This window comes from Saccharopolyspora hirsuta, assembly GCF_008630535.1.
Lineage (GTDB): Bacteria > Actinomycetota > Actinomycetes > Mycobacteriales > Pseudonocardiaceae > Saccharopolyspora > Saccharopolyspora hirsuta.
This window is the reverse complement of the sequence record NZ_VWPH01000004.1, coordinates 139146-162170: the sequence shown is the minus strand read 5'-3', so window position 1 is coordinate 162170 and position 23025 is coordinate 139146. Positions and strand designations below refer to the sequence as shown.

General features: G+C 71.7%; 19 protein-coding genes. 12 read left to right on the top strand and 7 right to left on the bottom strand.

The genetic code is table 11. From position 1 onward, the window contains the following. Positions 1-39: 39 nt before the first annotated feature. Positions 40-1218 carry a Gfo/Idh/MocA family protein gene (locus F1721_RS09360; protein ID WP_150066204.1) on the top strand — a complete coding sequence of 393 codons (1179 nt, stop codon included), beginning with the start codon at positions 40-42 and terminating at the stop codon, positions 1216-1218. Positions 1219-1821: 603 nt separating this feature from the next. Here F1721_RS09360 and F1721_RS09355 read toward each other — a convergent pair. The 5 genes from F1721_RS09355 to F1721_RS09335 are packed head-to-tail and all read right to left on the bottom strand — an operon-like array spanning position 1822 to position 7250. After that, positions 1822-2832 carry an ABC transporter ATP-binding protein gene (locus F1721_RS09355; RefSeq protein WP_170301412.1) on the bottom strand — a complete coding sequence of 337 codons (1011 nt, stop codon included), beginning with the start codon at positions 2830-2832 and terminating at the stop codon, positions 1822-1824. Further along, on the bottom strand, positions 2829-3824 hold the full coding sequence (locus F1721_RS09350) for an ABC transporter ATP-binding protein (RefSeq protein WP_150066202.1): 996 nt from the start codon (positions 3822-3824) through the stop codon (positions 2829-2831). The genes F1721_RS09355 and F1721_RS09350 overlap by 4 nt, the downstream gene beginning before the upstream one ends. Next, positions 3821-4714 carry an ABC transporter permease gene (locus tag F1721_RS09345; RefSeq protein WP_150066201.1) on the bottom strand — a complete coding sequence of 298 codons (894 nt, stop codon included), beginning with the start codon at positions 4712-4714 and terminating at the stop codon, positions 3821-3823. Before F1721_RS09345 ends, F1721_RS09350 begins: the two co-directional genes overlap by 4 nt. Beyond that, positions 4707-5633, bottom strand: a complete 927-nt coding sequence (locus tag F1721_RS09340; RefSeq protein ID WP_150066200.1) for an ABC transporter permease — start codon at positions 5631-5633, stop codon at positions 4707-4709. Before F1721_RS09340 ends, F1721_RS09345 begins: the two co-directional genes overlap by 8 nt. A 6-nt stretch (positions 5634-5639) precedes the next feature. Next, positions 5640-7250 (bottom strand): peptide ABC transporter substrate-binding protein, encoded by a 1611-nt coding sequence (locus tag F1721_RS09335; RefSeq protein WP_150066199.1) that lies wholly within the window; start codon positions 7248-7250, stop codon positions 5640-5642. Between the two features lie 330 nt (positions 7251-7580). Here F1721_RS09335 and F1721_RS09330 point away from each other — a divergent pair, with 330 nt between their 5' ends. The 4 genes from F1721_RS09330 to F1721_RS09315 are packed head-to-tail and all read left to right on the top strand — an operon-like array spanning position 7581 to position 11168. Further along, positions 7581-8477: an SIS domain-containing protein gene (locus F1721_RS09330; protein ID WP_150066198.1), complete on the top strand. Its 897-nt coding sequence runs from the start codon at positions 7581-7583 to the stop codon at positions 8475-8477. Further along, positions 8474-9406, top strand: a complete 933-nt coding sequence (locus tag F1721_RS09325) for an ROK family protein (RefSeq protein WP_246154588.1) — start codon at positions 8474-8476, stop codon at positions 9404-9406. The genes F1721_RS09330 and F1721_RS09325 overlap by 4 nt, the downstream gene beginning before the upstream one ends. Before the next feature lie 5 nt (positions 9407-9411). Then, positions 9412-10245 (top strand): class II fructose-bisphosphate aldolase, encoded by an 834-nt coding sequence (locus F1721_RS09320; protein WP_150066197.1) that lies wholly within the window; start codon positions 9412-9414, stop codon positions 10243-10245. Next, positions 10242-11168 (top strand): 1-phosphofructokinase family hexose kinase, encoded by a 927-nt coding sequence (locus F1721_RS09315; protein WP_150066196.1) that lies wholly within the window; start codon positions 10242-10244, stop codon positions 11166-11168. Before F1721_RS09320 ends, F1721_RS09315 begins: the two co-directional genes overlap by 4 nt. 573 nt (positions 11169-11741) lie before the next feature. Here the strand turns inward: F1721_RS09315 and F1721_RS09310 are convergent. After that, positions 11742-12800 (bottom strand): NAD(P)H-dependent flavin oxidoreductase, encoded by a 1059-nt coding sequence (locus F1721_RS09310; protein ID WP_246154587.1) that lies wholly within the window; start codon positions 12798-12800, stop codon positions 11742-11744. Between the two features lie 134 nt (positions 12801-12934). On the opposite strand from F1721_RS09310, the gene F1721_RS09305 reads away from it, so the two are divergent. Then, entirely contained in the window at positions 12935-13822 is an 888-nt protein-coding gene (locus F1721_RS09305; protein ID WP_150066195.1) for a LysR substrate-binding domain-containing protein, read from the top strand. Here the strand turns inward: F1721_RS09305 and F1721_RS09300 are convergent. Beyond that, positions 13817-14818, bottom strand: coding sequence for a LacI family DNA-binding transcriptional regulator (locus F1721_RS09300; RefSeq protein ID WP_150066194.1), 1002 nt, complete (start codon positions 14816-14818; stop codon positions 13817-13819). The two genes, F1721_RS09305 and F1721_RS09300, sit on opposite strands and share 6 nt — an antisense overlap. 107 nt (positions 14819-14925) lie before the next feature. Here F1721_RS09300 and hisD point away from each other — a divergent pair, with 107 nt between their 5' ends. The 6 genes from hisD to F1721_RS09270 all read left to right on the top strand — a co-directional run bounded on the left by hisD (position 14926) and on the right by F1721_RS09270 (position 23012). Beyond that, the gene (gene hisD, locus F1721_RS09295) at positions 14926-16245 is read left to right on the top strand and encodes a histidinol dehydrogenase (RefSeq protein ID WP_150066193.1); all 1320 of its coding nucleotides are present in this window, start codon (positions 14926-14928) and stop codon (positions 16243-16245) included. 26 nt (positions 16246-16271) lie between these two features. Continuing rightward, a complete protein-coding gene (locus F1721_RS09290) occupies positions 16272-17606 on the top strand; it encodes an MFS transporter (RefSeq protein ID WP_150066192.1) in 1335 nt (444 codons plus the stop codon). A 337-nt stretch (positions 17607-17943) separates the two neighbouring features. Next, entirely contained in the window at positions 17944-18873 is a 930-nt protein-coding gene (locus F1721_RS09285; RefSeq protein WP_150066191.1) for a LysR family transcriptional regulator, read from the top strand. A 109-nt stretch (positions 18874-18982) separates the two neighbouring features. Further along, the gene (locus tag F1721_RS09280; RefSeq protein ID WP_150066190.1) at positions 18983-20308 is read left to right on the top strand and encodes an MFS transporter; all 1326 of its coding nucleotides are present in this window, start codon (positions 18983-18985) and stop codon (positions 20306-20308) included. Next, positions 20305-21549 (top strand): M20 family metallo-hydrolase, encoded by a 1245-nt coding sequence (locus F1721_RS09275; RefSeq protein WP_150066189.1) that lies wholly within the window; start codon positions 20305-20307, stop codon positions 21547-21549. The genes F1721_RS09280 and F1721_RS09275 overlap by 4 nt, the downstream gene beginning before the upstream one ends. Further along, on the top strand, positions 21546-23012 hold the full coding sequence (locus tag F1721_RS09270; RefSeq protein ID WP_150066188.1) for an amidase: 1467 nt from the start codon (positions 21546-21548) through the stop codon (positions 23010-23012). Before F1721_RS09275 ends, F1721_RS09270 begins: the two co-directional genes overlap by 4 nt. The last annotated feature ends 13 nt before the right edge of the window (positions 23013-23025 follow it).

Genomic DNA, 23025 nt, shown 5'->3' with positions numbered 1-23025 from the left:
TGCAGTCTCGGTGTGCGTGGCCGTGCGGGAAGGTGACTCATGGACCTCAGGACAGGTGTGCTCGGGTGCGGGCTCCGGGTGGGCATCGCCGATCACGCCCACCAGCCCGGTGCGGGGTCGCGGATCGTCGCGGTCTGCGATCCGGACCCGGAGCGCGCCGCGGCCGCCGCGCAGCGCTACGACGGCGACGTCCGGCGGACGAGCACGCTCGACGAGCTGCTGGCGTGCGAGCTGGACGCGGTGTTCGTGGTCAGCCCCGACCACCTGCACGAGGAGCACGCGATCCGCTGCCTGGAGGCCGGGGTCGCCGTCTACCTGGAGAAGCCGCTGGCGATCAGCGCCGAGGGCTGCGACCGCGTCCTGGCCGCCGCGCAGCGCACCGGCGGCAAGCTCTACGTCGGGCACAACATGCGGCACATGCCGGTGATCCGCACCATGCGCGACCTCATCACCTCCGGCGCGATCGGCGGGGTGAAGTCGATCTGGTGCCGCCACTTCGTCGGGCACGGCGGCGACTTCTACTTCAAGGACTGGCACGCCGACCGGAGCAAGAGCACCGGCCTGCTGCTGCAGAAGGGCGCGCACGACATCGACGTCCTGCACTGGCTGGCCGACGGCTACAGCAGGCGCGTCAACGCGATGGGCGCCCTGACCGTCTACGGCGACATCACCGACCGCAACGCGCAGGAGACCTACAAGACGGGCCACGACTGGGCCGAGTACGAGCGGAACTGGCCGCCGCTGAGCCAGACCGGCCTCAACCCGGTGGTCGACGTCGAGGACCTGAACCTGGTCAACCTGCAGCTGGACAACGGCGTGCTGGCCAGCTACCAGCAGTGCCACTACACCCCGGACTACTGGCGCAACTACACCGTGATCGGCACCGAGGGCCGCCTGGAGAACTTCGGCGACGGCGACGGAGCGGTGGTCAAGGTGTGGAACCGCAGGCACCGCGGCTACGCCCCGGAGGCCGACCGGGTGGTGGAGGTGGAGCGCGCCAGCGGCGGGCACGGCGGCGCCGACCCGCGCATCGTGGCCGAGTTCCTGGAGTTCGTGCGCGCCGACGTCCCGACCGTCACCTCGCCGATCGCGGCCCGGGAAGCGGTCGCCACCGGCTGCGCGGCGACGGAATCCCTCTGCAACGGCGGAATTCCGGTCGAGGTGACCCCGCCCGACACCGCGCTGCTCGACCACTTCGAGAAGCCCGGCCGTTCCTGACCGGTGCCGCGCCCGCCGCCCTCGGCGGGCGCGACAGGCCGACGTCGCGAGCGAATCACCGGTCGATCATCAGCTGGACACGTGCGGATCGGCTTGTCCTGCCCGGAGTTCCGCGATTTCAATGGAAATCGGAGGTCCGATTTCCATTGAACTTGTTCATCCTGTCCGTGGACCGCAGCCGCGAAGGGCGTCCGGCACCGATCGCAAGGTGTCGCATGCGCCGCAGGCGCATAGCCCACCCTCGCAGCTTGCACCGCCGCGGGTTCACGGTGCCCACCCCTCTGGGGTTCCTTCCGGCGAGGACGGCCCTGACGCCGTGTATCGGGTCATATATCAGTCAGGGCACCCGGAGTCCAGGCGGGCGCTGAGGTTCCGCCACCGGCACCGCCACGCAGAACGAGGTTGGAAAAACCTCACTGAAATCGCGGAAGTCACCCGCAGGAACAACCGAACGTGCGTCGGGCCGCGCCGAGAACTCGCCGCAGGACCTGCAGGTCGTCACACGGTCATGCGGGTCGTTGTGTGCTGCAGTGGTCGTGAGTGCGAAACAGCGCTGGAACACTGTTACGCACTCACGACCTCACGCGGGCCGGGGAGCGGTGGTCAGCGCTTCGCGGGGTCGGCGAGGGCGACTTCGGGGGCGAAGTGGCAGTGCGAGACGTGGCCCTCGCCCAGGTCGTGTCCTGTTGGGACGGTGGTCGCGCAGTCCGGGCGGGCCATCCAGCAGCGGGTGTGGAACGGGCAGCCGGGTGGCGGTGCGATCGGCGACGGCGGGTCGCCTTCGAGGACGATGCGCTCCTGCTCCGGTTCGTCGTCGAAGCCTGGGCGCGGGATCGCGGAGAGCAGCGCCCGGGTGTACGGGTGCGCGGGGTGGTCGTAGACCGCGTCGCAGTCGCCCTCCTCGACCACCCGCCCCAGGTACATCGTGGCGATCCGGTCGCAGAAGTGCCGCACCACGTCGAGGTCGTGCGCGATGAACACCACCGTCAGCGACAGCTCGCGCTGCAGTTCGGCGAGCAGGTTGAGGACCTGCGCGCGAACCGAGACGTCGAGCGCGGAGACCGGTTCGTCGCAGATCAGCACCTCCGGGTTCAGCGCGATGCCGCGGGCGATGCCGATGCGCTGGCGCTGGCCGCCGGAGAACTCGTGCGGGTACCGGTCGAGGTGGTCCGGTCGCAGGCCGACCTGCTCGAGGAGCTGCTCCAGCCGCGGCCGCAGCCCCGTCCCGGGCACCGCGTCGCGGTGGATGCGGAACGGCTCGGCCAGGATCGAACCGACGGTCTTGCGCGGGTTGAGCGAGGCGTAGGGATCCTGGAACACCATCTGGATGTTGCGGCGCATCCGGGTCCGCTCGGCGCCCTTCGCGCGGTGGACGTCGGTGCCCCGGTAGCGGACGTGCCCGCTGGTGGGCTTCTCCAGCGCGGTGAGCAGCCGGGTCAGCGTGGACTTGCCGCACCCGGACTCGCCGACGATGCCCAGCGCTTCGCCCTTGTGCAGCTGCAGGCTCACCCCGTCGACCGCCTTGACGGTGGCGGAGCCGAGCCCGAACCGGCCGCCGCCGCGCTTGCGGTAGTGCTTGGTGACGTCCTGCACGTCGAGGATCTGCTCGGTCACGACGAGACCTCCGCCCAGTAGTGGCACCGGGTCTGCCTGCCGTCGTCCAGCAGCAGCAGTTCCGGCTCGACCGATTCGCACTGCTCGCGCGCGATGCCGCAGCGCGGGTGGAACGCGCATCCCGCGGGACGTTCGGCGAGGCTCGGCGGCAGACCGCCGATCGCGGGCAGCGGACCGCCGCGGTGCGACCGCCGCGGGATGGACGCGACCAGCCCCCGGCTGTAGGGGTGCACGGGCGCGGTGAACAGCTCGCGGATCGGCCCGTGCTCGACGACCCGCCCGGAGTACATGACCAGCGCGCGGTCGGCCATCCGGGACGCCACCCCGAGGTCGTGGGTGATCAGCACCAGCGCCAGCCCGCGCTCGGCCTGCTGCTCGGCGAGCAGGTCGAGGATCTGGGCCTGCACGGTGACGTCCAGCGCGGTGGTCGGCTCGTCGGCGATCACCACGTCCGGGTCCAGCGCCAGCGCCATCGCGATGAGGATGCGCTGGCGCATCCCGCCGGAGAACTGGTGCGGGTAGTCCCCGGCGCGGCTGGCCGCCGCCGGGATCCGCACCCGGTCCATCATCTCCACCGCCCGCTGCCAGGCCTGCCGCCGCGTCGCGCCGCGGTGCAGCCGGTACAGCTCGCCGATCTGCTTGGCCACCGGTTGCACCGGGTTCAGCGCGGTGAGCGCGTCCTGGAAGATCAGCGACACCCGCGATCCGGTCACCGCGCGGCGCTGCCGGTCGGACAGCGCGAGCAGGTCCTGGCCGCCGAGTTCGACGGTGCCGCCGACGACCTCGGCCGGCGGGGTGTCCAGGATCCCCATGATGGCCTGCGCGGTGACGCTCTTGCCCGAGCCCGATTCGCCGAGCACGGCGAGGGTTTCGCCCGCGCCGACGGAGAAGCTGACGTCCTGGACGGCATGCAACCGGCCTGCGGGGGTGTGGAAGTCGACGCTGAGGCCGCGCACGTCGAGGACCGCGCGCCGGTCGGCCGGGGCGTTCATGATCGCTTTCCCTTCGGGTCGAGGCTCTCCCGCAGGCTGTCGCCGAGGACGACGAACGCCAGCACGGCGCCGGTCAGGAACAGGGCGGGGTAGAGCAGCAGGTGCGGGCTGGCCTGCCACTGGGCCTGGGCGGTGGACAGCTGCAGCCCCCACGAGATCGCGGGCGGCTGCAGCCCGATGCCGAGGAAGGTCAGCGCCGCCTCGGCCGCGATGATGCCGCCGATCTCCAGAGTTTTGAGGACGATCAGCGAGGTCAGCGCGTTCGGCGCGATGTGCGTGCCGAGGATGCGCAGGTGGCTGCCGCCGAGCACGCGCGCGGCCTGCACGTACTCCAGGTTGCGGATCTCGAGCACCGAGCCGCGCATGTAGCGCATGCCGCCGGGCCAGCTGAACACGATCAGCACCAGGCTGACCGTCCAGACCGTGCGGTCCTCGAACAGGTTGAGCACCACGATCGCGGCGATGATCATCGGCAGCCCGAACACCACGTCGGCGATGCGCGAGACCACGCCGTCGACCACACCGCCGAAGTACCCGGCCAGCGCGCCGAGCACCGCGGCGATCGCGAAGGTGACCACCGTGACGATCAGGCCGATCGCGATCGACGGCCGGGCGCCGTGCACGACGTTGGCGAAGTAGTCGCAGCCCTGCATGTCGAAGCCGAACGGGTGGCCCGGCGCCGGACCCGCGCCGCTGAGCCGCAGCTCGCAGTGCACCGGGTCGGCGGAGGTGAACAGGCTCGGCCAGACGGCCATCAGCACGTACCCGGCGGCGATCAGCGCCGCCACCGCGAACAGCGGTGCGCGCAGCGGTTTCGGCAGCCGCCCGACCAGGGTGAACCTCCGGCGGGGCGCGGTCGGGGCGGGGGAGAGGTCGGTTCGGTCAGCCATTGCGCACCCTCGGGTCGATGAAGCCGTAGCTGATGTCCACGAGCAGGTTCACCAGCAGGTAGATCAGGATGATGAAGGTCGCCACGCCGACCACGATGGTGCCCTGCTGGGTCTGCACCGCCTGCACCAGCAGGCCGCCGATGCCGGGCAGGTTGAAAACGCTCTCGACGATCACGGCGCCGCCGAGCATCGCCGCCAGGCTGAGCCCGAGGTAGGTGACCACCGGGATCATCGAGTTGCGCAGCGCGTGCCCCCACACCACGCGGCCCGGCGAGGCGCCCTTGGCCCGCGCCGTCCGGATGAACTCCGCGCTCAGCGTGTCGACCAGGCTCGACCTGGTCAGCCGCGCGAGCGGCGCGGCGGCCTCCAGCGCCACCACCAGCGCCGGGAGGAGGAAGCTCTGCGGCCAGCCCTCGGCGATCCCGGCGATCGGGAACCACTCCAGCTTCAGCCCGAGCACCAGCTGCGCCAGGAAGGCGATCACGAACCCGGGCAGCGCCACGAACAGCACGGTGAACGCCAGCGCCAGGTGGTCGCCGGTGCGGCCGCGGTGCAGCGCGCCGAAGATGCCGACCGCGAGGCCGATCAGCAGCTTGAGCACCCAGGCGGTCAGCGCCAGCTGCAGCGTGGTCGGCCACCGCTCGGCGATCATGTCCAGCACCGGCCGGTCGAAGAAGTCGGTGCCGAAGTCGCCCCGCAGCAGCCCGCCCATGTACAGCAGGTACTGGGTGATCAGCGGTTCGTCCAGGTGGTACCGCTCGCGCAGGGCCTCCACGGTGGAGGGAGGCAGCGGGCGGTCACCGGCCAGCGCGGCGATCGGGTCCCCGGGCATCGCGTACACCAGCGCGAAGATCAGGAACGTCACGCCGAACAGCACCGGCAGCATCGCCGCGACGCGGCGGACGAGGTATCCGAGCATGCGGCCTCACTCCTCGCGGCCGGGGCCGCACTCGAACGCGGTCAGGTAGTACTGGAGGTCGCCGCCGAGCGTGCCCGGCGTGGCGCACGGGGTGTGCGCGGCGTAGATGGCCGGGTAGTACAGCGGGATTCCGGGCATGTCGTCGAGGATCAGGTCCTCGGCGCGCTGCCAGTACCCGGCGGCTTCCAGCTCGTCGCCGCTGCCCAGCGCCTTGGCGATCAGCTCGTCGGCGGCCGGGTTGTCGTACTGCGTGTACTCGTTGCCGTCGCCGCCCTCGCGGAACATGCCCAGGTACTGGTCGGGGCTGGGGTAGATGTCGCCCCACAGGCTCAGCGCCGGACCGGTCAGCGTGCCGCTGTTCTGCGCCTGCTTGAGCTGCGCGGGCAGCACCGGCCGCAGCTCGACCTCGGCCCCCAGCTCCTGCCGGAGCGCGTTGGCGATGGCCAGCGCGATCTGGGACATCTCGGTGCCGCCGCCACCGCCGGTGTTGGAGTACCAGATGACCACCGGTTCCTTGAAGCCACCGGCCTCCGCGACGAGCTGGCGCGCCCGCTCCGGGTCGTACCGGCAGGCCTCGCACGCGTCGGCCCGGTAGGCGGGGCCGACCGCTTCGACGATCAGGGAGCGCGCGGGCGTCGCCGAGCCGCGCAGCAGGGCGTTGGCCATCGCGTCGCGGTCGATCGACAGCGAGATGGCCTTGCGCAGCCGCGGATCGCGCAGCGACTCGACGTACTCGGGGATCAGCATCTGGGTGATCTGCCGCTGCTGCGGGATCGCGAACAGGCCCTCGTCGCCGAGCTGGTTGCGGGCGTCGTCGAGCAGCCCGCCGGGCAGGTTGCGCAGCACGTCGAGCTGACCGGCCTGCACGTCGCGGTAGGCGGTGTCCTGGGACTGGTAGATCTTGAAGTGGATCTCCTCGGCCGCGCCCGGCGGCACCTCGCCCTGGTAGCCGTGCCAGCGCTTGAGCACGATGCGCTCGTTGCGGTCCCAGCGGACGAACTGGTACGGGCCGTTGCCGATCGGGGCCTGGGAGTAGCCGGTCGGATCGGCCAGTCCCTCCTCCGGGATCGGGCACGCGCTGTAGGAGGCGATGATCTTCGGGAAGTCGTAGTCGGGCTGGCGGAGCGTGACGCGCAGGGTGAGGTCGTCGACCACCTCCAGCCCGCGCAGGGTGTCGCGCGTCGGCTGGTCCTCGTTGAGCTCGGCGTAGCCGTCGATGACGCTGAAGGTGGAGCTCGCCTTGTACGCGTTGGGCCCGTAGGCGACGGCGTTCCAGGTGTCGGCGTAGGTCTGCGCGGTGATCGGCTCGCCGTTCTGGAAGGTCCGGCCGGGGCGGAGCTTGATCGTCCACACCAGACCGTCGGCGGTGTCGACGCGCTCGGCACCGCGCATCCGGACGTCACCGGCGTCGGCGATCCCCAGCCCGGTCAGCGGCTCGCACAGTCCCATGTAGACCTGGCTGCCCGAGTCCTGCTGCGAGTTCAGCTCGTCCGGGTCCGGGTACTGCGCGACCCGCAGCACCCGCCCGGCGTCGGTGTCGTGCGCACCGCAGCCCGCCAGCAGCACCAGGCACATCCCGGCAGCGAGCACCAGCCGCCTCCGGAGCTTCTGCGCCATCTGTCGCTCTCCTCAACCTTTGCGCATGGCTGCTCGTTAACCGGATATATAGAGCAACTTCATGCAAGTTGGGTCATTATTAACGCGCCTCGTGGCGCCTGTCACTACCTCCGGGTGCATTGGTCGAACGCCGACGCGGGACCGTGACTTCGCGTGCTCGACGTGTCACGCGCGGCTTTTCCCCGGCGGCGGTTCCGAGGGCGGGCGTGAAGATCTTGTGATCGATGTTGATTGAATCGATCCTTGTTGAATCACTTTTGTGCATCTAGGCTGGCGAACTGGCGGGCGGCGGCGCTCGCCGCGGGAGAACGACGGGTCTGGGAGGACTTGATGGCGTCTGGCGGATACCTCGTGGACGGCGAGATCGACAGCCAGCCGGAGTGCTGGTCGCGCGCATCGGAGCTGGCCCGGGAGGTGGCCGGGGTGCTGCCCGCGCGCGGCGAGCGGGTCGCCGTGGCAGGGTGCGGCACGTCCTGGTTCATGGCCATGGCCTGCGCGGCCCTGCGGGAGGCCGCCGGTCACGGTGAGACGGACGCCTTCCCCGCCTCCGAGATGCCGGTCGGCCGGTCCTACGACCGCGTGCTGGTGATCACCCGCTCGGGCACCACCACCGAGGTCCTCGAACTCCTGCGGCGACTGCGGGGGACAGTTCCCACGGTGGCGATCACCGCGGTTCCCACCGCGCCCGTCGCGGAGGCCTGCGACGAGCTGGTCGCGCTGGAGTTCGCCGACGAGCAGTCCGTGGTGCAGACCCGCTTCGCGACCACCGCGCTCGCCCTGCTGCGGGCCTCGCTGGGGGAGGACCTGACCGGGGCCGTCGCGGACGCCCGCGCGGTGCTGGACGTCGAGCTCGGCGCGCTCCCGGCGGCCGAGCAGATCACCTTCCTGGGCCGGGGCTGGACGGTCGGCCTGGCGCACGAGGCGGCGCTGAAGGTGCGGGAAGCCGCAGGCCTGTGGTCCGAGGCCTACCCGGCCATGGAGTACCGGCACGGCCCGATCAGCATCGCCGAACCCGGCCGCGCGACCTGGATGTTCGGCGAGCCGCCGACCGGGCTCGCCGACGAGGTGGCCGCGGCGGGCGCGGACTTCCTCGGCAGCGGGCAGCGCGATCCGATGGCGCACCTGGTGCTGGCGCAGCGGGTCGCGGTGGCCGCGGCCGCCAAGCGCGGGCTGGACCCGGACCACCCGCGCAACCTGACCCGGTCGATCGTCCTGGACGAGGTGTGACCGAGGGCCTGCGCGGTCCCGTGGTCGGTGTCGACGTCGGCGGGACCGAGACGAAAGCGGTCCTGCTGGACGCCTCGGGAGAGGTGCTGGCGCAGCGGCGCGGCGCGACACCGCCGCGGGCGTCGGACACGGCCCAGCGGGTGCTGGACCTGACCTGCTCGCTCGTCGGTGAGCTCGCCGAACACGCCGCGCCGGTCGCCGTGGGCCTCGTGGTTCCCGGGATCGTCGACGAAACCCGCGGTGTTGCGGTGCTTTCAGCGAACCTGGGGTGGTCGGACGTGCCGTTCGCCCCGCTCCTCGGGGCGCGGCTCGGACTGCCGGTCGCCTTCGGCCACGACGTCCGGGCCGGAGCGCTGGCGGAACACCGCTCCGGCGCGGCGAGGGGAGCGGCGGACGCGGTGTTCCTCCCCGTCGGCACAGGTGTTTCGGCGGCGCACGTGCGCAGCGGCCAGGTGCACTCCGGAGGCGGGTACGCGGGGGAGGTCGGGCAGGTGCCCGTCGAGGTCCGCGGTCAGCGGGTCCGGCTGGAGGCCGTCGCCTCCGCGGGCGCGATCGGCCAGCGCTACCGGGAGCGGACCGGGAATCCGGTTGCGGGAGCGGCGGACGTCGCGCGGCTCGTCGAGGGCGGGGACCCGGCCGCCGCCGAGGTCTGGGACGAAGCCGTCGAGGCGCTGGGGCACGCGCTGATCTGGCTCACCGCGCTGCTGGCGCCGGAGGTCGTGGTGGTCGGCGGTGGTCTGTCGCAGGCCGGGCCGCTGCTGTTCGACCCGCTCGCGCGCCGGTTGGCAGCGGACTGGTCCCTGGCCAGCGCGCCGGAGGTCGTGCCCGCCGAGCTCGGTGACCGCGCGGGAAGCCTGGGGGCGGCGCTGCTCGCCGCCGACCTGCTGGAGCACCGGAATCCGGTCATCAACCGCACGGAAGAGAGGTAGCAGTCATGCCCTTGGTCGGCACGGGCAGCGTCGTCGAGGCCGCCGTCCGCGGCGGTCTCGGGGTCGGTGCGTTCAACGTCATCGGGCTCGAGCACGCGGACGCCCTGGTGGCCGGAGCGGAGCGCGCGGGTGCCCCGGTGGTGCTGCAGATCAGCGAGAACTGCGCGCGCTACCACGGCGCGCTGGAACCGATCGCGTGCGCGACGCTGGCCCGCGCCCGCAAGGCGGAGGTGCCGGTGGCGGTGCACCTGGACCACGCCGAGTCCGAGGAACTGGTGGACGAGGCGATCGAGCTCGGGTTCGGCTCGGTGATGTTCGACGCCTCGAGGCAGGGCTACGAGGAGAACGTGGCCCGCACCCGCGCGGTCGCGGCCCGCTGCCACGACGCCGGGCTCTGGGTCGAGGCCGAGCTCGGCGAGGTCGGCGGCAAGGATGGCGTCCACGCCCCGGGCGCTCGGACCGATCCGGGCGAGGCCGTCGACTACGTGGCCGCCACCGGGGTGGACGCGCTGGCGGTGGCGGTCGGCACCTCGCACACGATGCTGACGCGCGATGCCGCGCTCGACTTCGACCTGATCCGGCGGCTGGGCGAAGCGCTGGACGTTCCGCTGGTGCTGCACGGCTCGTCCGGCGTGTCCGACGAGGATCTGGGCACCGCGATCCGCAGCGGCATGACGAAGATCAACATCTCCACGCACCTGAACAAGGCCTTCACCGAGCCGGTGCGGGAGGTGCTGGCGGAGAACCCGAAGCTGGTCGACCCGCGCAAGTACCTCGGCGCCGGGAAGAAGGCCCTCGCGGCGGAAACCGCGCGGCTGCTCGGAGTCCTGCGGCCGTGATCATCACCGTCACCCCGAACCCGGCGCTGGACGTCAGCTACCGGGTGGCGCACGTCCGCCCCGGGACCTCGCACCGCGTCCGCAGCGTCCACGAGCGGGCCGGTGGCAAGGGCCTCAACGTCAGCCGGGTGCTGCACGACCAGGGCCTCCGCACGCTCGTGACCGCGCCAGTCGGCGGCGCGCGCGGCGACGCGATCCGCGACGACCTGACCGCGGCGGGGATCGAGCACCTCCTGCTGCCGGTGCCCGGCCCGACCCGCCGGACCGTCGCGGTGGTCGCCGAGGAGGACCCGTCGGGCGAGGCGACCCTGTTCAACGAACCCGGCAACCACCTGGCAGAAGCGGACTGGCAGCGGCTCAGGGACCTCATCGGCACGCGGCTGCCCGAGGCCTCGGTGCTCGTGTGCTCGGGGAGCCTGCCGCCGGGGTGCACTGTGGACAGTTGCGCGGAACTGGTCTGCGACGCCCACGCCCGGTCGGTCCCCGCGATCGTCGACGCCACGGGTCCCGCGCTGCTCGCCGCCGCAGAAGCAGGGGCGGACGTGGTCAAGCCCAACGCCGCCGAACTCCGCGAAACGACGGGGCAGCACGACCCGATCACCGGAGCCCGCCACCTGCGCGACCGCGGCGCGGCGGCGGTGATCGTCTCCCTCGGCCCGGACGGGCTGCTCGCGTCCACCGAGGAAGGGCTCTGGCGCGCGAAGCCCCCTCACGCGGTGAGCGGCAATCCGACGGGTGCCGGTGATGCGGCGGTGGCGGCCCTCGCCGCGGGCATCCTGCGCCGCGAACCCTGGCCCGAGCGGCTGCGCAACGCCGTCGCGTGGTCGGCAGCCGCGGCTGCGGCGCCGGTCGCGGGAACGCTCGACCACCGTGTGCTCGGCGACATCACCGACCGCATCACGGTGGAACCGCTGGCCAGCTGATCGAGGCTGGGGGATCGGTGGTGAGCGGGGCTTGTCCTGAGGAGCCTCGGTTCCCTGCGGAGGCGGATCCACCTTTTGGTGACGTTGCCGGTCGGGCGCGATTTCTCACGAAATCGGCACCGTCTCGACGAAACCTCCAGTTAGCACCGAAGCCGATTTCGAGAGAAATCTCCGCACCCACCACCGGAACGACGGCCGTGCGATCAGCGCCCTGGCTCCGCCGACGGCCCTGCTCGCAGTCACTCGGGTCCCGGTATCACGACCTTGGGCGCAGCGGTGAGGGGCGCGATTTCGATTGAGATTGGCGCACCTCGCCACCGCGGGCTCCGTCAAGAACCGCAACGCAGCCAATTTCGATTGAAATCGCATCACCCAACGCAACCACCCACCGCTTTGAACCCAAACCCAACCCCCCCACCTCACGGCACCAATCCTCCCCAACCCAACCCGGATATCACCACTGATCCTCCGGTACCGCCTCCCCAGACGCCCGCAGATGCGACAGGAGAGCCCGAAATTACCGTCGTTCTCGACGGATCCTCCAGGTGAGAGCAGTGCCGCAGGTTGTGTTGGTCAGGCGAGGAGTTCGCGGGCGTCCGCCCACATGCGCTCGATGATCTCGCCCGCCGGTGCTTCCCGGGCCAGGGCTGCACTTTGGCCCGCCCAGTAGTTGACCCGGTCGACCCCGGGCGCGTCGCCCTTGCGCCACTGGCCCACCAGGCGTCGCTGCACGGGGTAGGGCGCGGGTGCCGGAGCTCCGTCGTCTGCCCACGCCGTTACGAACGGGGTGGGCACCGCGCGGCCGAGGCGGCCGCTGTAGGCGCGGGTGGTGACCGTGCGCTCCGGTGGGAGTCCGTCCAGCGCGGCGGACCAGTCTTCGTTGATGTTCGCCTCGGGGGAGCGCAGCAGCGCGGTGCCCACCTGGACCGCGCTCGCGCCGAGCGCCAGCGCTGCGGCCACACCGCGGCCGTCGGCGATGCCGCCCGCCGCGATCACGGGGACTCGCAGGTGGTCGACCAGGTGCGGGAGCAGGGCGAACAGGCCGACATCGGTCCGCTCGGCGGCCTGCGGGTCGAAGCTGCCGCGGTGCCCACCGGCTTCCATGCCCTGGGCGACGACTGCGTCCGCACCAGCCTCCTGGGCGGCCAGGGCGTCGGCGAGGGTGGTCGCGCAGGCGAACCACGCGATGCCCGCGCGGTGCAGGCGTTCGACGAAGTCGGGGTCGAACAGTCCCATGATCGAGGAGATCACCGCTGGTCGGGCCGCCAGCATGGCCTCGCACTGCTCGGCGAAGACCGGGCTCGGCGCCCCTGCCGCGCCCGGGGTGCCGAAACCGGCCAGGAACCGCTCCGCGGCCTGCTGCCGCTCCGGCGCGTCGACCGGCTCGTCCGGGATCCAGATGTTGAGCTGGCACGGGCCGTTCGTCCCGGCGCGGAACCGCTCCATCCAGCTGCCGATGCGGTCGGGCTGGTCGAGCACCACGCCGTTGGCACCCATCCCACCGGCTTCGGCCACCGCGATCGCCAGCTCGGGCGGGCAGGCACCGGCCATCGGAGCCTCCAGGATCGGCACGCGCAGCCCGAACCGCGCGCAGAAGTCCTGAACCCGTTGCTGCGTCCGCTGTGCCGCCACCGCTGCTCTCCCCGCTGTCGACCCGAGTGTCCGGTGCAAGGAGGACGCTAGGCTGCGCACGGCATCGTGTCCAACGATGAGTGGCGAACGCAGCCATCGTTGCCCGCGAACTCCCAGAGGTCAGGGGTGCAAGCGTGGAGTTGTCGGACCTGCGGATCTTCGTCGCCGTGGCGCGCACCGGCGGGATCACGCGCGCGGCGGCGGAACTGCACACCGTGCAGTCCAGCATCAGCGCGCGAATCGCCGGACTGGAGCGGGAACTCGGCGCGCCCCTGCTCCGCAGGCACGCCCGAGGTGTCGCCCTGACCGCGGCGGGGGAGCAGCTCCTCGGCTACGCCCGGCGGATCACCGCGCTGGCCGACGAGGCCAGCCGCATCGTGCGGGACGAGACTCCGCGCGGCCCGCTGCGGATCGGAGCGATGGAGACCACGGCGGGGCTCCGGCTGCCACCCGTGCTGGAGTCCTACACCGCGGCCTGGCCGGAGGTGGACCTGTCGGTGCTGACCGGGCCCACCGACTCGCTGGTGGCGCTGGTCAAGGACCACGCCCTGGACGGAGCGCTCGTCGCCGGCCCGGTCGACGACCGCGACCTGCACGAGGAGGAGATCGGCACCGAGGAGCTGGCGGTCGTCACCGCCTCGCGGCACCGCGACCTCGACGACGCGCTGCGCGGCCCGAACGGTGCCCGCCTGCTCGTGTTCCGCGCGGGGTGCTCCTACCGGCGCGGTCTGGAAGCGGTCGTCCGGGCGCTAGGCGCGGAACCGAAGGTCCTCGACTACGGCAGCGTCGAAGGCATCCTCGGGTGCGTCGCCGCCGGGCTCGGAATCACGATGCTGCCCCGGGAGCTCGTCGAGCGGTCCGCGTTGCGCCCCCGGCTCCGCCTGCACCGGCCGTCGCCCGCCGAAGCGACGGCGACGACGGTGTTCGTCCGCCACCGCGACGCGCACGCCACCACGGCGCTGACCGAGTTCCACCGGCACCTCCGCGAAACCTGGCGCGACGCCCCGCGGGCCGCGTCATGACGGTGCGGTGTGCGCGGTGGAGCTGCGGATGACGAGTTCGCTGGGGAACAGCTTCTTCCGCGGTGACAGGGAGCGGTCCTCGACGCGTTCCAGCAGCAGGTGCACGGCCGCGCGGGCCATCTCCGCGATCGGTTGGCGGACCGTGGTGATGTCGTAGGAGTCCCACGCGGTCATCGCGATGTCGTCGTACCCGACCACCCACACGTCTTCGGGGACGCGCCGCCCCAGGGACACCGCGCCGTCGACCGCGCCGAGCGCGGTCAGGTCGTTGGCGCAGAAGACCGCCGTGGGCGGGTCGTCGCGGGTGAGGAGCTCGCGCATCGCCGAGCGGGCGAGGTCGTGGGCGAACCCGCCCTGGGCGGTGAGCTCCGCGGCCAGCGGTCGGCCGAGCTCGGCCAGGCGCTCGCGGAACCCGCGCTCGCGGTGCCGGGCGGTGCTGGTCAGCTCGGGACCCTGCAGGAAGCCGATCCGGGTGTGCCCGGTGGCGACCAGGTAGTCGGCCACTGCCCGGCCGCCCGCGAGGTTGTCGGTGGTGACCTGGTCGCACTCCAGCGAGTCCAGCCCCCGGTGCAGCAGGACGATCGGATCGCCCCGCCGGAGCGAGTCGGCGAGCCGCTCGGACCCCTCGGTGACGGTGGTGAAGATCAGCCCGTCCACGGTGCCCTCGTCGAGCGCGAGCAGGGCGCTGGAGTCGCCGGGATCGGGGGCGTTCCAGAGCACCATGCGCTGCCCCGCCTCGTCCAGCGCCCGGCCGACCGCCTCCAGCAGCTGCGGGTAGAAGGGGTTGGTGATGTCGGCGACCACGACGCCGACGGTCGAGGTGCGCCGGGTCCGCATGGTCCGCGCCGCGGCGTGCGGCCGGTATCCGGCCTCCTCCATCGCGGCCAGCACGCGCTGCCGGGTCGCCGCGGCGACCTTGTCGCTGCCCTGCAGGACGCGGGACACCGTCATCTGCGAAACACCGGCCAGCTGCGCCACGTCCCGGCTGGTGACCACCGAGCACCTCCGAGGTCTGGATCGAGGGAGTTCGAACTGCGGGTTTACGTAAACATGCTAGCGGTCTACGGTGCGATGTGTACGTAAACATCGAAAGGGATCACGTCATGGCTCTCGCCCTCAAGGCTCCGGCCACCACCTCGGCGGCCACCACGACCTCGCTGCCCGACGTGCAGGAGAAGGTCGCGGCGATCATCGCCGACATCCGCACCCGCGGTGACCGGGCCGTGCGCGAGTACTCGGGGAAGTTCGACGGCTGGCAGCCCGAGTCGTTCCGGCTCTCGGCCGAGCAGATCGAGGAGATCGTCGCCCGCGTGCCGCAGCAGGTCATCGAGGACATCGAGTTCGTCCAGCGGCAGGTCCGCGGCTTCGCCGAGCGGCAGCTGGCGTCGATGCAGGAGTTCGAGGTGGAGACCATGCCCGGTGTCCACCTGGGGCAGAAGCACATCCCGGTCTCGGCCGCGGGCGCGTACGTGCCCGGCGGGCGGTACCCGCTGCTGGCCTCGGCGCACATGACGATCCTGACCGCCAAGACCGCCGGGGTGCCGCGGGTGGTGGCCTGCACGCCGCCGATCCGCGGCGAGGTCCCGGACGCCACCGTGGCGGCCATGCACCTGGCCGGTGCCGACGAGATCTACCTGCTCGGCGGCGTGCAGGCGGTGGTGAGCATGGCGCTGGGCACCGAGACCATCGCGCCGGTGGACATGCTGGCCGGTCCGGGCAACGCCTTCGTCGCGGAGGCCAAGCGCCAGCTGTACGGCGAGATCGGCATCGACCTGTTCGCCGGTCCCACCGAGGTGCTGGTGGTGGCCGACCAGACCGCCGACCCGTTCGTGGTGGCGGTGGACCTGCTGAGCCAGGCCGAGCACGGCCCGGACTCGCCGGCGGTGCTGATCACCACCTCGGAGGAGCTCGGTCGCTCGGTCATCGAGCACGTCGACCGGCTGCTGCCGGAGATGCCCACCCGCGACAACGCCGAACCCGCCTGGCGCGACCACGGCGAGGTGCACGTCGTGGAGAACCTCGACGCGGCCTACGAGCTCGCCGACACCTACGCCAGCGAGCACGTCCAGATCCTCACCGCGCAGCCTCGCGAGGCGCTGGTGAAGATGCGCAACTACGGCGCGCTGTTCCTCGGTGAGGGCACCTGCGTGTCCTACGGGGACAAGGTCATCGGCACCAACCACGTGCTTCCCACCCGGGGCGCGGCCCGCTACACCGGCGGGCTCTGGGTCGGCAAGTACCTCAAGACCGTGACGTACCAGGAGGTCACCGACCCGGCGTCCAGCGCGGAGCTCGGCGAGGTGTGCGGCCGCGCGGCGCGCGTGGAGCTGTTCGAGGGGCACGCCCGCTCCGGTGACGTCCGGGCCGCCAAGTTCGGCGGGGCGCAGCTGCCCTGGGCACCCGACGCGTTCGCCCGATCCTGACCAGCCGCACCGAAAGGCGCACCGCCATGTCCTCCAACGCAACGACGCGTGCCGGGGCCTCGTCGGCGTCGAGAACGCTGACGTCCAGCACCATCGGCAGCGTCATCGAGTGGTACGACTTCACCATCTACGGCACCGCCGCGGCGCTGATCTTCAACCAGCTGTTCTTCAGCAACATCAGCGCGGCGGCGGGCACGTTGGCGGCGTTCGGGACCTTCGCGGCCGGGTTCATCGCCCGCCCGGTCGGTGGTTTCGTGGCCGGGCACTACGGCGACCGGATCGGTCGCAAGGCGACGCTCGTGATGACCCTGACGCTGATGGGCGGGGCCACCACGCTCATCGGGCTGCTGCCCACCTACCAGCAGATCGGCATCGCCGCGCCCGCGCTGCTGGTGCTGCTGCGGTTGGTGCAGGGCTTCGCGGTCGGCGGGGAGTGGGGCGGTGCGGTGCTGATGGCCGTCGAGCACGCGCCCGACGGCAAGCGCGGCCACTACGGGGCCTGGCCGCAGACCGGCGTGTCGGCCGGACTGCTGCTGGGCACCGGGGTGTTCAGCCTCGTCTCGCTGCTGCCCGAGCCGCAGCTGCTCAGCTGGGGCTGGCGGATCCCGTTCCTGGTGAGCATCCTGCTGGCGCTGGTCGGGCTGTACATCCGGTTCCGGATCACCGAGTCGGAGTCCTTCGCGGCCGCGGTGGAGTCCGGCGGGCCGTCGCGCCGCCCGCTGGTCGAGGTGCTGCGCACCCATCCGAAGCAGATCCTGATCGCGATCGGGGTCCGCTTCGCCGAGGGCGGGAACTACTACGTGTTCACCGTCTTCATCCTCACCTACCTCACCCAGCAGCTGGACCTGCCGCGCCAGGCCGGGCTGACCGGGGTGATGCTGGCGGCCGCGCTGAACATCGTCGCGCTGCCGCTGTGGGGTTCGCTGTCGGACCGCGTCGGTCGCCGACCGGTGTTCATCGGCGGTGCGCTGTTCATGGCGGCCTACGCCTGGCCCTTCTTCTGGCTGGTGGACACCAGGTCTCCGGCGCTCATCGCGCTGGCCCTGGCCATCGCGCTCGCGGTGCCGCACGGGGCGGTGTTCGCGCCCATCGCGGCGTTCTACACCGAGCTGTTCGAGCCGCACGTGCGCTACAGCGGGCTGTCCATCGGCTACCAGATCGGCAGCGTGCTGCTGGGCGGATTCACGCCGCTGCTGGCGACTTCGCTGATCCTGTGGTCCGACGGGGCGTCGTGGAGCGTGGCGGCGCTGGTCGCGGCCGGGGCGCTGATCGCAGCTGCCTCGATGTTCGCCGCACCGGAGACCTTCCGGCGCAGTCTGCACGCGACCCGGAAGACGCCGGAGCAGCGCGTCGACGCGTGATCCGCTGGTGAAGCCGTCCGCCCGGGTGGGCGGACGGCTTCACCGCACCAGGGATTCGTTGGTGCGCCTCGGGATTCGCGGCGCAGCGGGGAGTGGCACGGCAGACGGGCCGTCCTCGCCGGAAGGGGGCACCGCGAACCGCGGCGGTGCCGGTTGCGAGGGTGGGCTGTGCGTCAGGCGGCGCACGCGACACCTGGCGACCGGTGCGGATCGCGCTTCGCGGCTGCGGCCACCGACCGCGATTTCCATGGAAATCGAGTCGTCGATTTCCATGGAGATCGCGGATCCCCCGGCGGACGCTCTCGGCAGCGGCGGGGTCGGATGGCAGCATCGGGGCATGACGCGGTCGTACACCCTGGTCCAGCTCCGGTACTTCTGCGCGGTCGCCGAGCTGGAGAACATGACCGCCGCGGCCGCCGCGCTCAACGTCACCCAGTCCACGCTGTCCTCGGCGGTCGCCCAGCTCGAGCAGGTCATGGGCACCCCGCTGTTCACCAGGCTCCCGCGCCGCGGGCTGCGGCTCACCCCCGCCGGTCGGCGCCTGCACGAGCGCAGCCTGCTGCTGCTGGAGGACGCCGACCAGCTGCCGGGGTTGGTCCGCGAGGAGGGCCCGACGCTGGCCGGTGATCTGACCGTCGGGGTGTTCGGCCCGCTCGCGCCGTTCCGGGCCTCGCTCATCTTCGAGGAGTTCGAGCGCGAGCACCCCGGCGTCAACCTGTCGTTCCTGGAGGGCGACCAGGAGTTCCTGCGCCGGGCGCTGCGCGACGGCAAGTGCGAGCTGGCGCTGATGTACGACCTCGGGCTCGGCGGCGAGCTGCCGCGCCGGGTGCTGCGGCGGATCCCGCCGCACGTCATCGTCGCGCCGGACCACCCGCTGGCCGCCACCCCGGAGCAGCCGGTGAGCCTGCGCGCGCTGGCCGACGAGCCGCTGATCCTGCTGGACCTGCCGCACAGCCGGGAGTACTACCTCAGCCTGTTCAAGCTCCTCGGCGCGGTGCCGAGGATCCGCCACCGCGCCAGCGGGTACGAGACGGTCCGGGCGTTCGTCGCCCGCGGGCACGGGTACTCGGTGCTCAACCAGCGGTTGCCGCACGACCTCACATACGCGGGCAGCCCGGTGGTGCCGCTGCCCGTCGTCGAGGAGCTGCCGCCGATCGAAGTGCTGCTGGTGCGGCCCGCCGGGACCCGGCCCACCCTCAAGTCGCGCGCCTTCGAGGAGATCTGCCTGCGGGTCTACGGCGTGGCCCCGGTGGTTTCCATCGACTGAACCGATGGCGCAGTTCCGGTCGAATCTGTTGGACAGATCACGTCCGGCTCCCCAGCATGGTCACACCTGCGACGGTCCGTCGCCCCACCGCCTGTTGGGAGCAGCCACCATGAGGACGAGCGCGCACGCCCGCGACCGGGCCCCCACCAGAACGACGGGCGTGCAGAAGCGCGTCCTCGCCGGTGGGAGCGTCGGCCAGTTCATCGAGTTCTACGACTTCACCCTCTACGGCCTGTCCGCGGTCACCCTCGCCGCGCTGTTCTTCCCGGGGGAGAGCCAGCTGGCCAGCATGCTGTCCACGTTCGCCACCTTCGGCGTCGCCTTCTTCGTCCGCCCGCTCGGCGGCCTGTTCTTCGGCGCGCTCGGCGACCGCATCGGTCGGCGCAAGGTCCTCTACATCACCCTGCTCACCATCGGCGCGGCGACCACGCTGATCGGCCTGCTGCCCACCTACGCCGCGATCGGCGCCGCAGCACCCGCTCTCCTGGTGCTGTGCCGCCTCGCGCAGGGGTTCTCCGCGGGTGGTGAGTCGGTGGGCGCCCCGGCTTTCGTGTTCGAGCACGCCCCGCTGGACCGGCGCGGGTTCTGGCTGTGCATCACCATCTCGGCGACAGCGCTGCCCTCCGTGGTCGGCGGGACCCTGCTCTTCGTGCTGTCGCACTCGCTGAGCCCCGAGGCGTTCCTGTCCTACGGCTGGCGCATCCCGTTCCTGCTGGCGCTGCCGATGGCCTTCATCGGGCTGTGGATCCGCAGCCGGACCGAGGAGAGCCCGGCGTTCCAGCAGGTGCTCCGCAAGGCCGAGCACCGCGAGCACTCGCCGGTCCGGGAGGCGTTCCGGGAGAACAAGGTCCGGATGCTGCAGGTCGTGCTGGTGATGGGGCTGACGGCGCTGGGCTTCTACTTCCTCAGCGGCTACTTCGTGTCCTACCTGCAGGAGTCCGGCCTGAGCCGGGAGGAGTCGCTGCTGACCAACGCGGCGGCGATGCTGCTGTACGCGGTGCTGCTGCCCGTCGGAGGAGCGGTCGGCGACCGAGTCGGCCGCAAGCCCATGCTGGTGGCCGGTTCGCTCGCCATCGCGGTGCTGGCCGTACCGTCGTTCAGCCTGGTCACCAGCGGTTCTCTCGGTCTCGCGCTGCTCGGGCAGTCGCTGTTCGTCCTGTGCCTGGTCACCTACGGCGGCGGGTGCTACACGTTCTTCGTCGAGGTCTTCACGACTCGCACGCGGTTCACCTCTGCGGCGGTGAGCTACAACGTCGCTTATGCGGCGTTCGGCGGTACTGCGCCGTTCGTCGGCACCTACCTGGTCGGCAGCACCGGGTTGGACTCGGCGCCCGGCTGGTACATGGCCGCTGGCGCGTTGATCGTCTTCGTCCTGCTGATCGCCACCCGGGTCCCCGAGACCCGGCGGCGCGTCGATGGGGAGGTTGCCCTGTGAGCACCGAAGCGTTCCTGACCGACTTCCACCAGGTGGCCGCGATCGGCGCCACGCCCGCTGGCGGCGTGGAGCGCCAGGCGGCCACCCCGGAGGACAAGGAGATGCGGGACTGGTTCGTCGCCTTCGCCGCGCAGCGCGGCTGGCCGGTGCGGACCGACTCCATCGGCAACCTGTTCGCGCTGGTGGAGTGGCGGCCGGGCGCGGACTACGTCCTGGTCGGATCGCACCTGGACAGCCAGCCGCTCGGCGGCCGGTTCGACGGCGCCTACGGCGTGATCGCCGCCCTGCACGCGGCGGACCGGCTCGCCGCCCGGGTGGCGCAGGGCGAGCCGCCGAAGTACAACCTCGCGGTGGTCGACTGGTTCAACGAGGAGGGCAGCCGGTTCGCGCCGTCGATCATGGGCAGCTCGGTGTTCGCCGGGCTGATGGACGAGCAGGAGATGCTGCAGGTCGCCGACCCCGACGGGGTCACCGTCGCCGAAGCCCTGGACGCCATCGGCTACCGCGGCACCGATGAGCGGCCGACGCCGGTCGCCTACGCCGAGATCCACATCGAGCAGGGCCCGGTCCTGGAGCGGGAGGGCATCGCGCTCGGCGCGGTGGACCGCAGCTGGTACACGCAGAAGCTCGACGTGGAGGTGCTGGGGGAGCAGTCGCACACCGGCGCGACCGCGATGGCCGACCGCCGCGACGCGCTGGTCGCCGCGTCCAAGGTCGTGGTGCTCGTGCACGACGTGACCGCCGAGTTCGAACCGGAGTCGATCGTGTCCTCGGTCGGCCACCTCACCCTCGAACCGAACTCGCCGATCGTGGTGCCCCGCCGCGTCCACCTCGTCGCCGACATCCGGGCCAACGCGCCGGAGATCGTCCAGGAGGCCCGCGCGCTGCTGCTGGAGCGGATCGCGGCGGTGGCGAGCGAGCACGACCTGACCATCGACGTCCGCGACTTCGACGTCCGGCCGGTGCAGAGCTTCCCGGAGCAGGGCCTGGAGATCTCCGAGAAGGTCGCCGCCGACCTGGGGGTGGGCATCCGCCGGATCAACACCATGGCCGGGCACGACTCGGTGGCGATGAACCGGATCGTCCCGGCCCTGATGCTGTTCATCCCCTCCATCGACGGCGTGAGCCACTGCGAGCGCGAGTTCACCACCGACGACCAGATGGCCGTCGGTGTCGACGCGCTCACCGAAGCGACCTGGGAGCTGCTGCAGGGCGGGCTCGACGAGGAGGCTGGCCAGTGACCGGTTCCCACGGCGAGCTCGCCCACCTCGACGCCGTCACCGCGCTGCGGGCATTTCGCAGCCTGGAGCTGTCCCCGGTGGAACTCCTGGACGCCGTCGTGGACCAGGCGGGCCGGGTCAACGGCGACCGGGAAACCGGCATCAACGCGTTCACCGAGACCTTCTTCGACGAGGCGCGGGCGGAAGCGGAACGCGCGGCGACGGCGTACCTCCGCGCGGCCCGCGACGAGGAACCCACGGCCCCGCTGCTCGGGATCCCGGTGGCGACGAAGGAGAAGCACAACCTCGCCGGACGCCGGATCGAGCAGGGGCTGGCCGCGCACGCCGGGCGGGTGGCCGCGGAGGACCACCCGGTGGTCGAGCGCATCCGGCGAGCGGGCGGGATCATCCACGCCCGCACGACCACGCCGGAGTTCAGCTGCGCCACGGTCACGCACAGTCCGATGTGGGGAGTGACCCGCAACCCGTGGAACCTGGCCACCACGCCGGGAGGTTCCTCCGGCGGTGCTGGAGCAGCCCTGGCCGCGGGCATGACGACGCTGGCCACGGCATCGGACATCGCCGGTTCGACGCGCGTGCCCGCGGCGTTCACCGGAACCGTCGGCTACAAAGCGCCGTACGGCCGGATACCGGGCCTCCCACCGCTCAGCGCCGACTGGTACCGCGGCGACGGACCGATGGCCCGCACCGTGGCGGACACCGCGCTGCTCGCCTCGGTCATGTCGGGCCAGCACCCGGCCGACCACGCGTCGTGGGGCCCGCAGGGAGCAGCGATCGAGCTGCCCGAGGACCCGGTGGGCGCGCTGCGCGGCACGCGGATCGGACTTTCGTTGCGGCTGGGCGACTTCCCGGTGGAACCGGAGGTCGAAGCGGCCACAGTGGACGTCGCAACCCGCCTGGAGCGGGCAGGTGCCGTCGTCGTACCGCTGGACCTGCCGTGGACCGGCGACCAGGTGATGCGCACGATCTTCGCCCACTTCGGCCACATCCTGGCCCCGGCCGTGGAACGGGAATCCGGCGGCGTGGAGACCCTCGCCCCGTACGCCCAGCGCTTCATCGCCGACGCCCGCCGAGCGGCGGAGCGAACCAGCCTGCTCGACTCGCTGGCGCTCGACGCGGCGATGCAACGAGAACTGGCCGCGGCGATGGCCGAAGTGGACGCCCTGATCTGCCCGACCAACGCGGTCACGGCCCTCTCCGCCGAAGGCGACTACCTCAACGGCATCGACATCGCCGGACAACACCACGACCACTACTGGCAAGCCCACCTGACGAGCCCGTTCAACGTCGCCAACCGCTGCCCGGTCCTCTCCGTCCCCAGCGGCAAGGCCGAGAACGGAGTCCCCACGGGAATCCAGGTGGTGGGCCACCCCCACGAAGAACAACAGGTGTTCCGCATCGCAGCAGCGATCGAAGCACTCACCCCCAGAATCCAGTGGCCCACGCTCACCCCAACCGCGTGACCGCCCGTGCGCA

What these genes read in the sequence shown, in the direction of transcription:
- F1721_RS09360 (WP_150066204.1), top strand. Translation starts at nt 40, where the DNA reads ATGGACCTCAGGACAGGTGTGCTCGGGTGCGGGCTCCGGGTGGGCATC.
- F1721_RS09350 (WP_150066202.1), bottom strand. Translation starts at nt 3,824, where the DNA reads ATGAACGCCCCGGCCGACCGGCGCGCGGTCCTCGACGTGCGCGGCCTC.
- F1721_RS09345 (WP_150066201.1), bottom strand. Translation starts at nt 4,714, where the DNA reads ATGGCTGACCGAACCGACCTCTCCCCCGCCCCGACCGCGCCCCGCCGG.
- F1721_RS09340 (WP_150066200.1), bottom strand. Translation starts at nt 5,633, where the DNA reads ATGCTCGGATACCTCGTCCGCCGCGTCGCGGCGATGCTGCCGGTGCTG.
- F1721_RS09335 (WP_150066199.1), bottom strand. Translation starts at nt 7,250, where the DNA reads ATGGCGCAGAAGCTCCGGAGGCGGCTGGTGCTCGCTGCCGGGATGTGC.
- F1721_RS09330 (WP_150066198.1), top strand. Translation starts at nt 7,581, where the DNA reads ATGGCGTCTGGCGGATACCTCGTGGACGGCGAGATCGACAGCCAGCCG.
- F1721_RS09320 (WP_150066197.1), top strand. Translation starts at nt 9,412, where the DNA reads ATGCCCTTGGTCGGCACGGGCAGCGTCGTCGAGGCCGCCGTCCGCGGC.
- hisD (WP_150066193.1), top strand. Translation starts at nt 14,926, where the DNA reads ATGGCTCTCGCCCTCAAGGCTCCGGCCACCACCTCGGCGGCCACCACG.
- F1721_RS09290 (WP_150066192.1), top strand. Translation starts at nt 16,272, where the DNA reads ATGTCCTCCAACGCAACGACGCGTGCCGGGGCCTCGTCGGCGTCGAGA.
- F1721_RS09285 (WP_150066191.1), top strand. Translation starts at nt 17,944, where the DNA reads ATGACGCGGTCGTACACCCTGGTCCAGCTCCGGTACTTCTGCGCGGTC.
- F1721_RS09280 (WP_150066190.1), top strand. Translation starts at nt 18,983, where the DNA reads ATGAGGACGAGCGCGCACGCCCGCGACCGGGCCCCCACCAGAACGACG.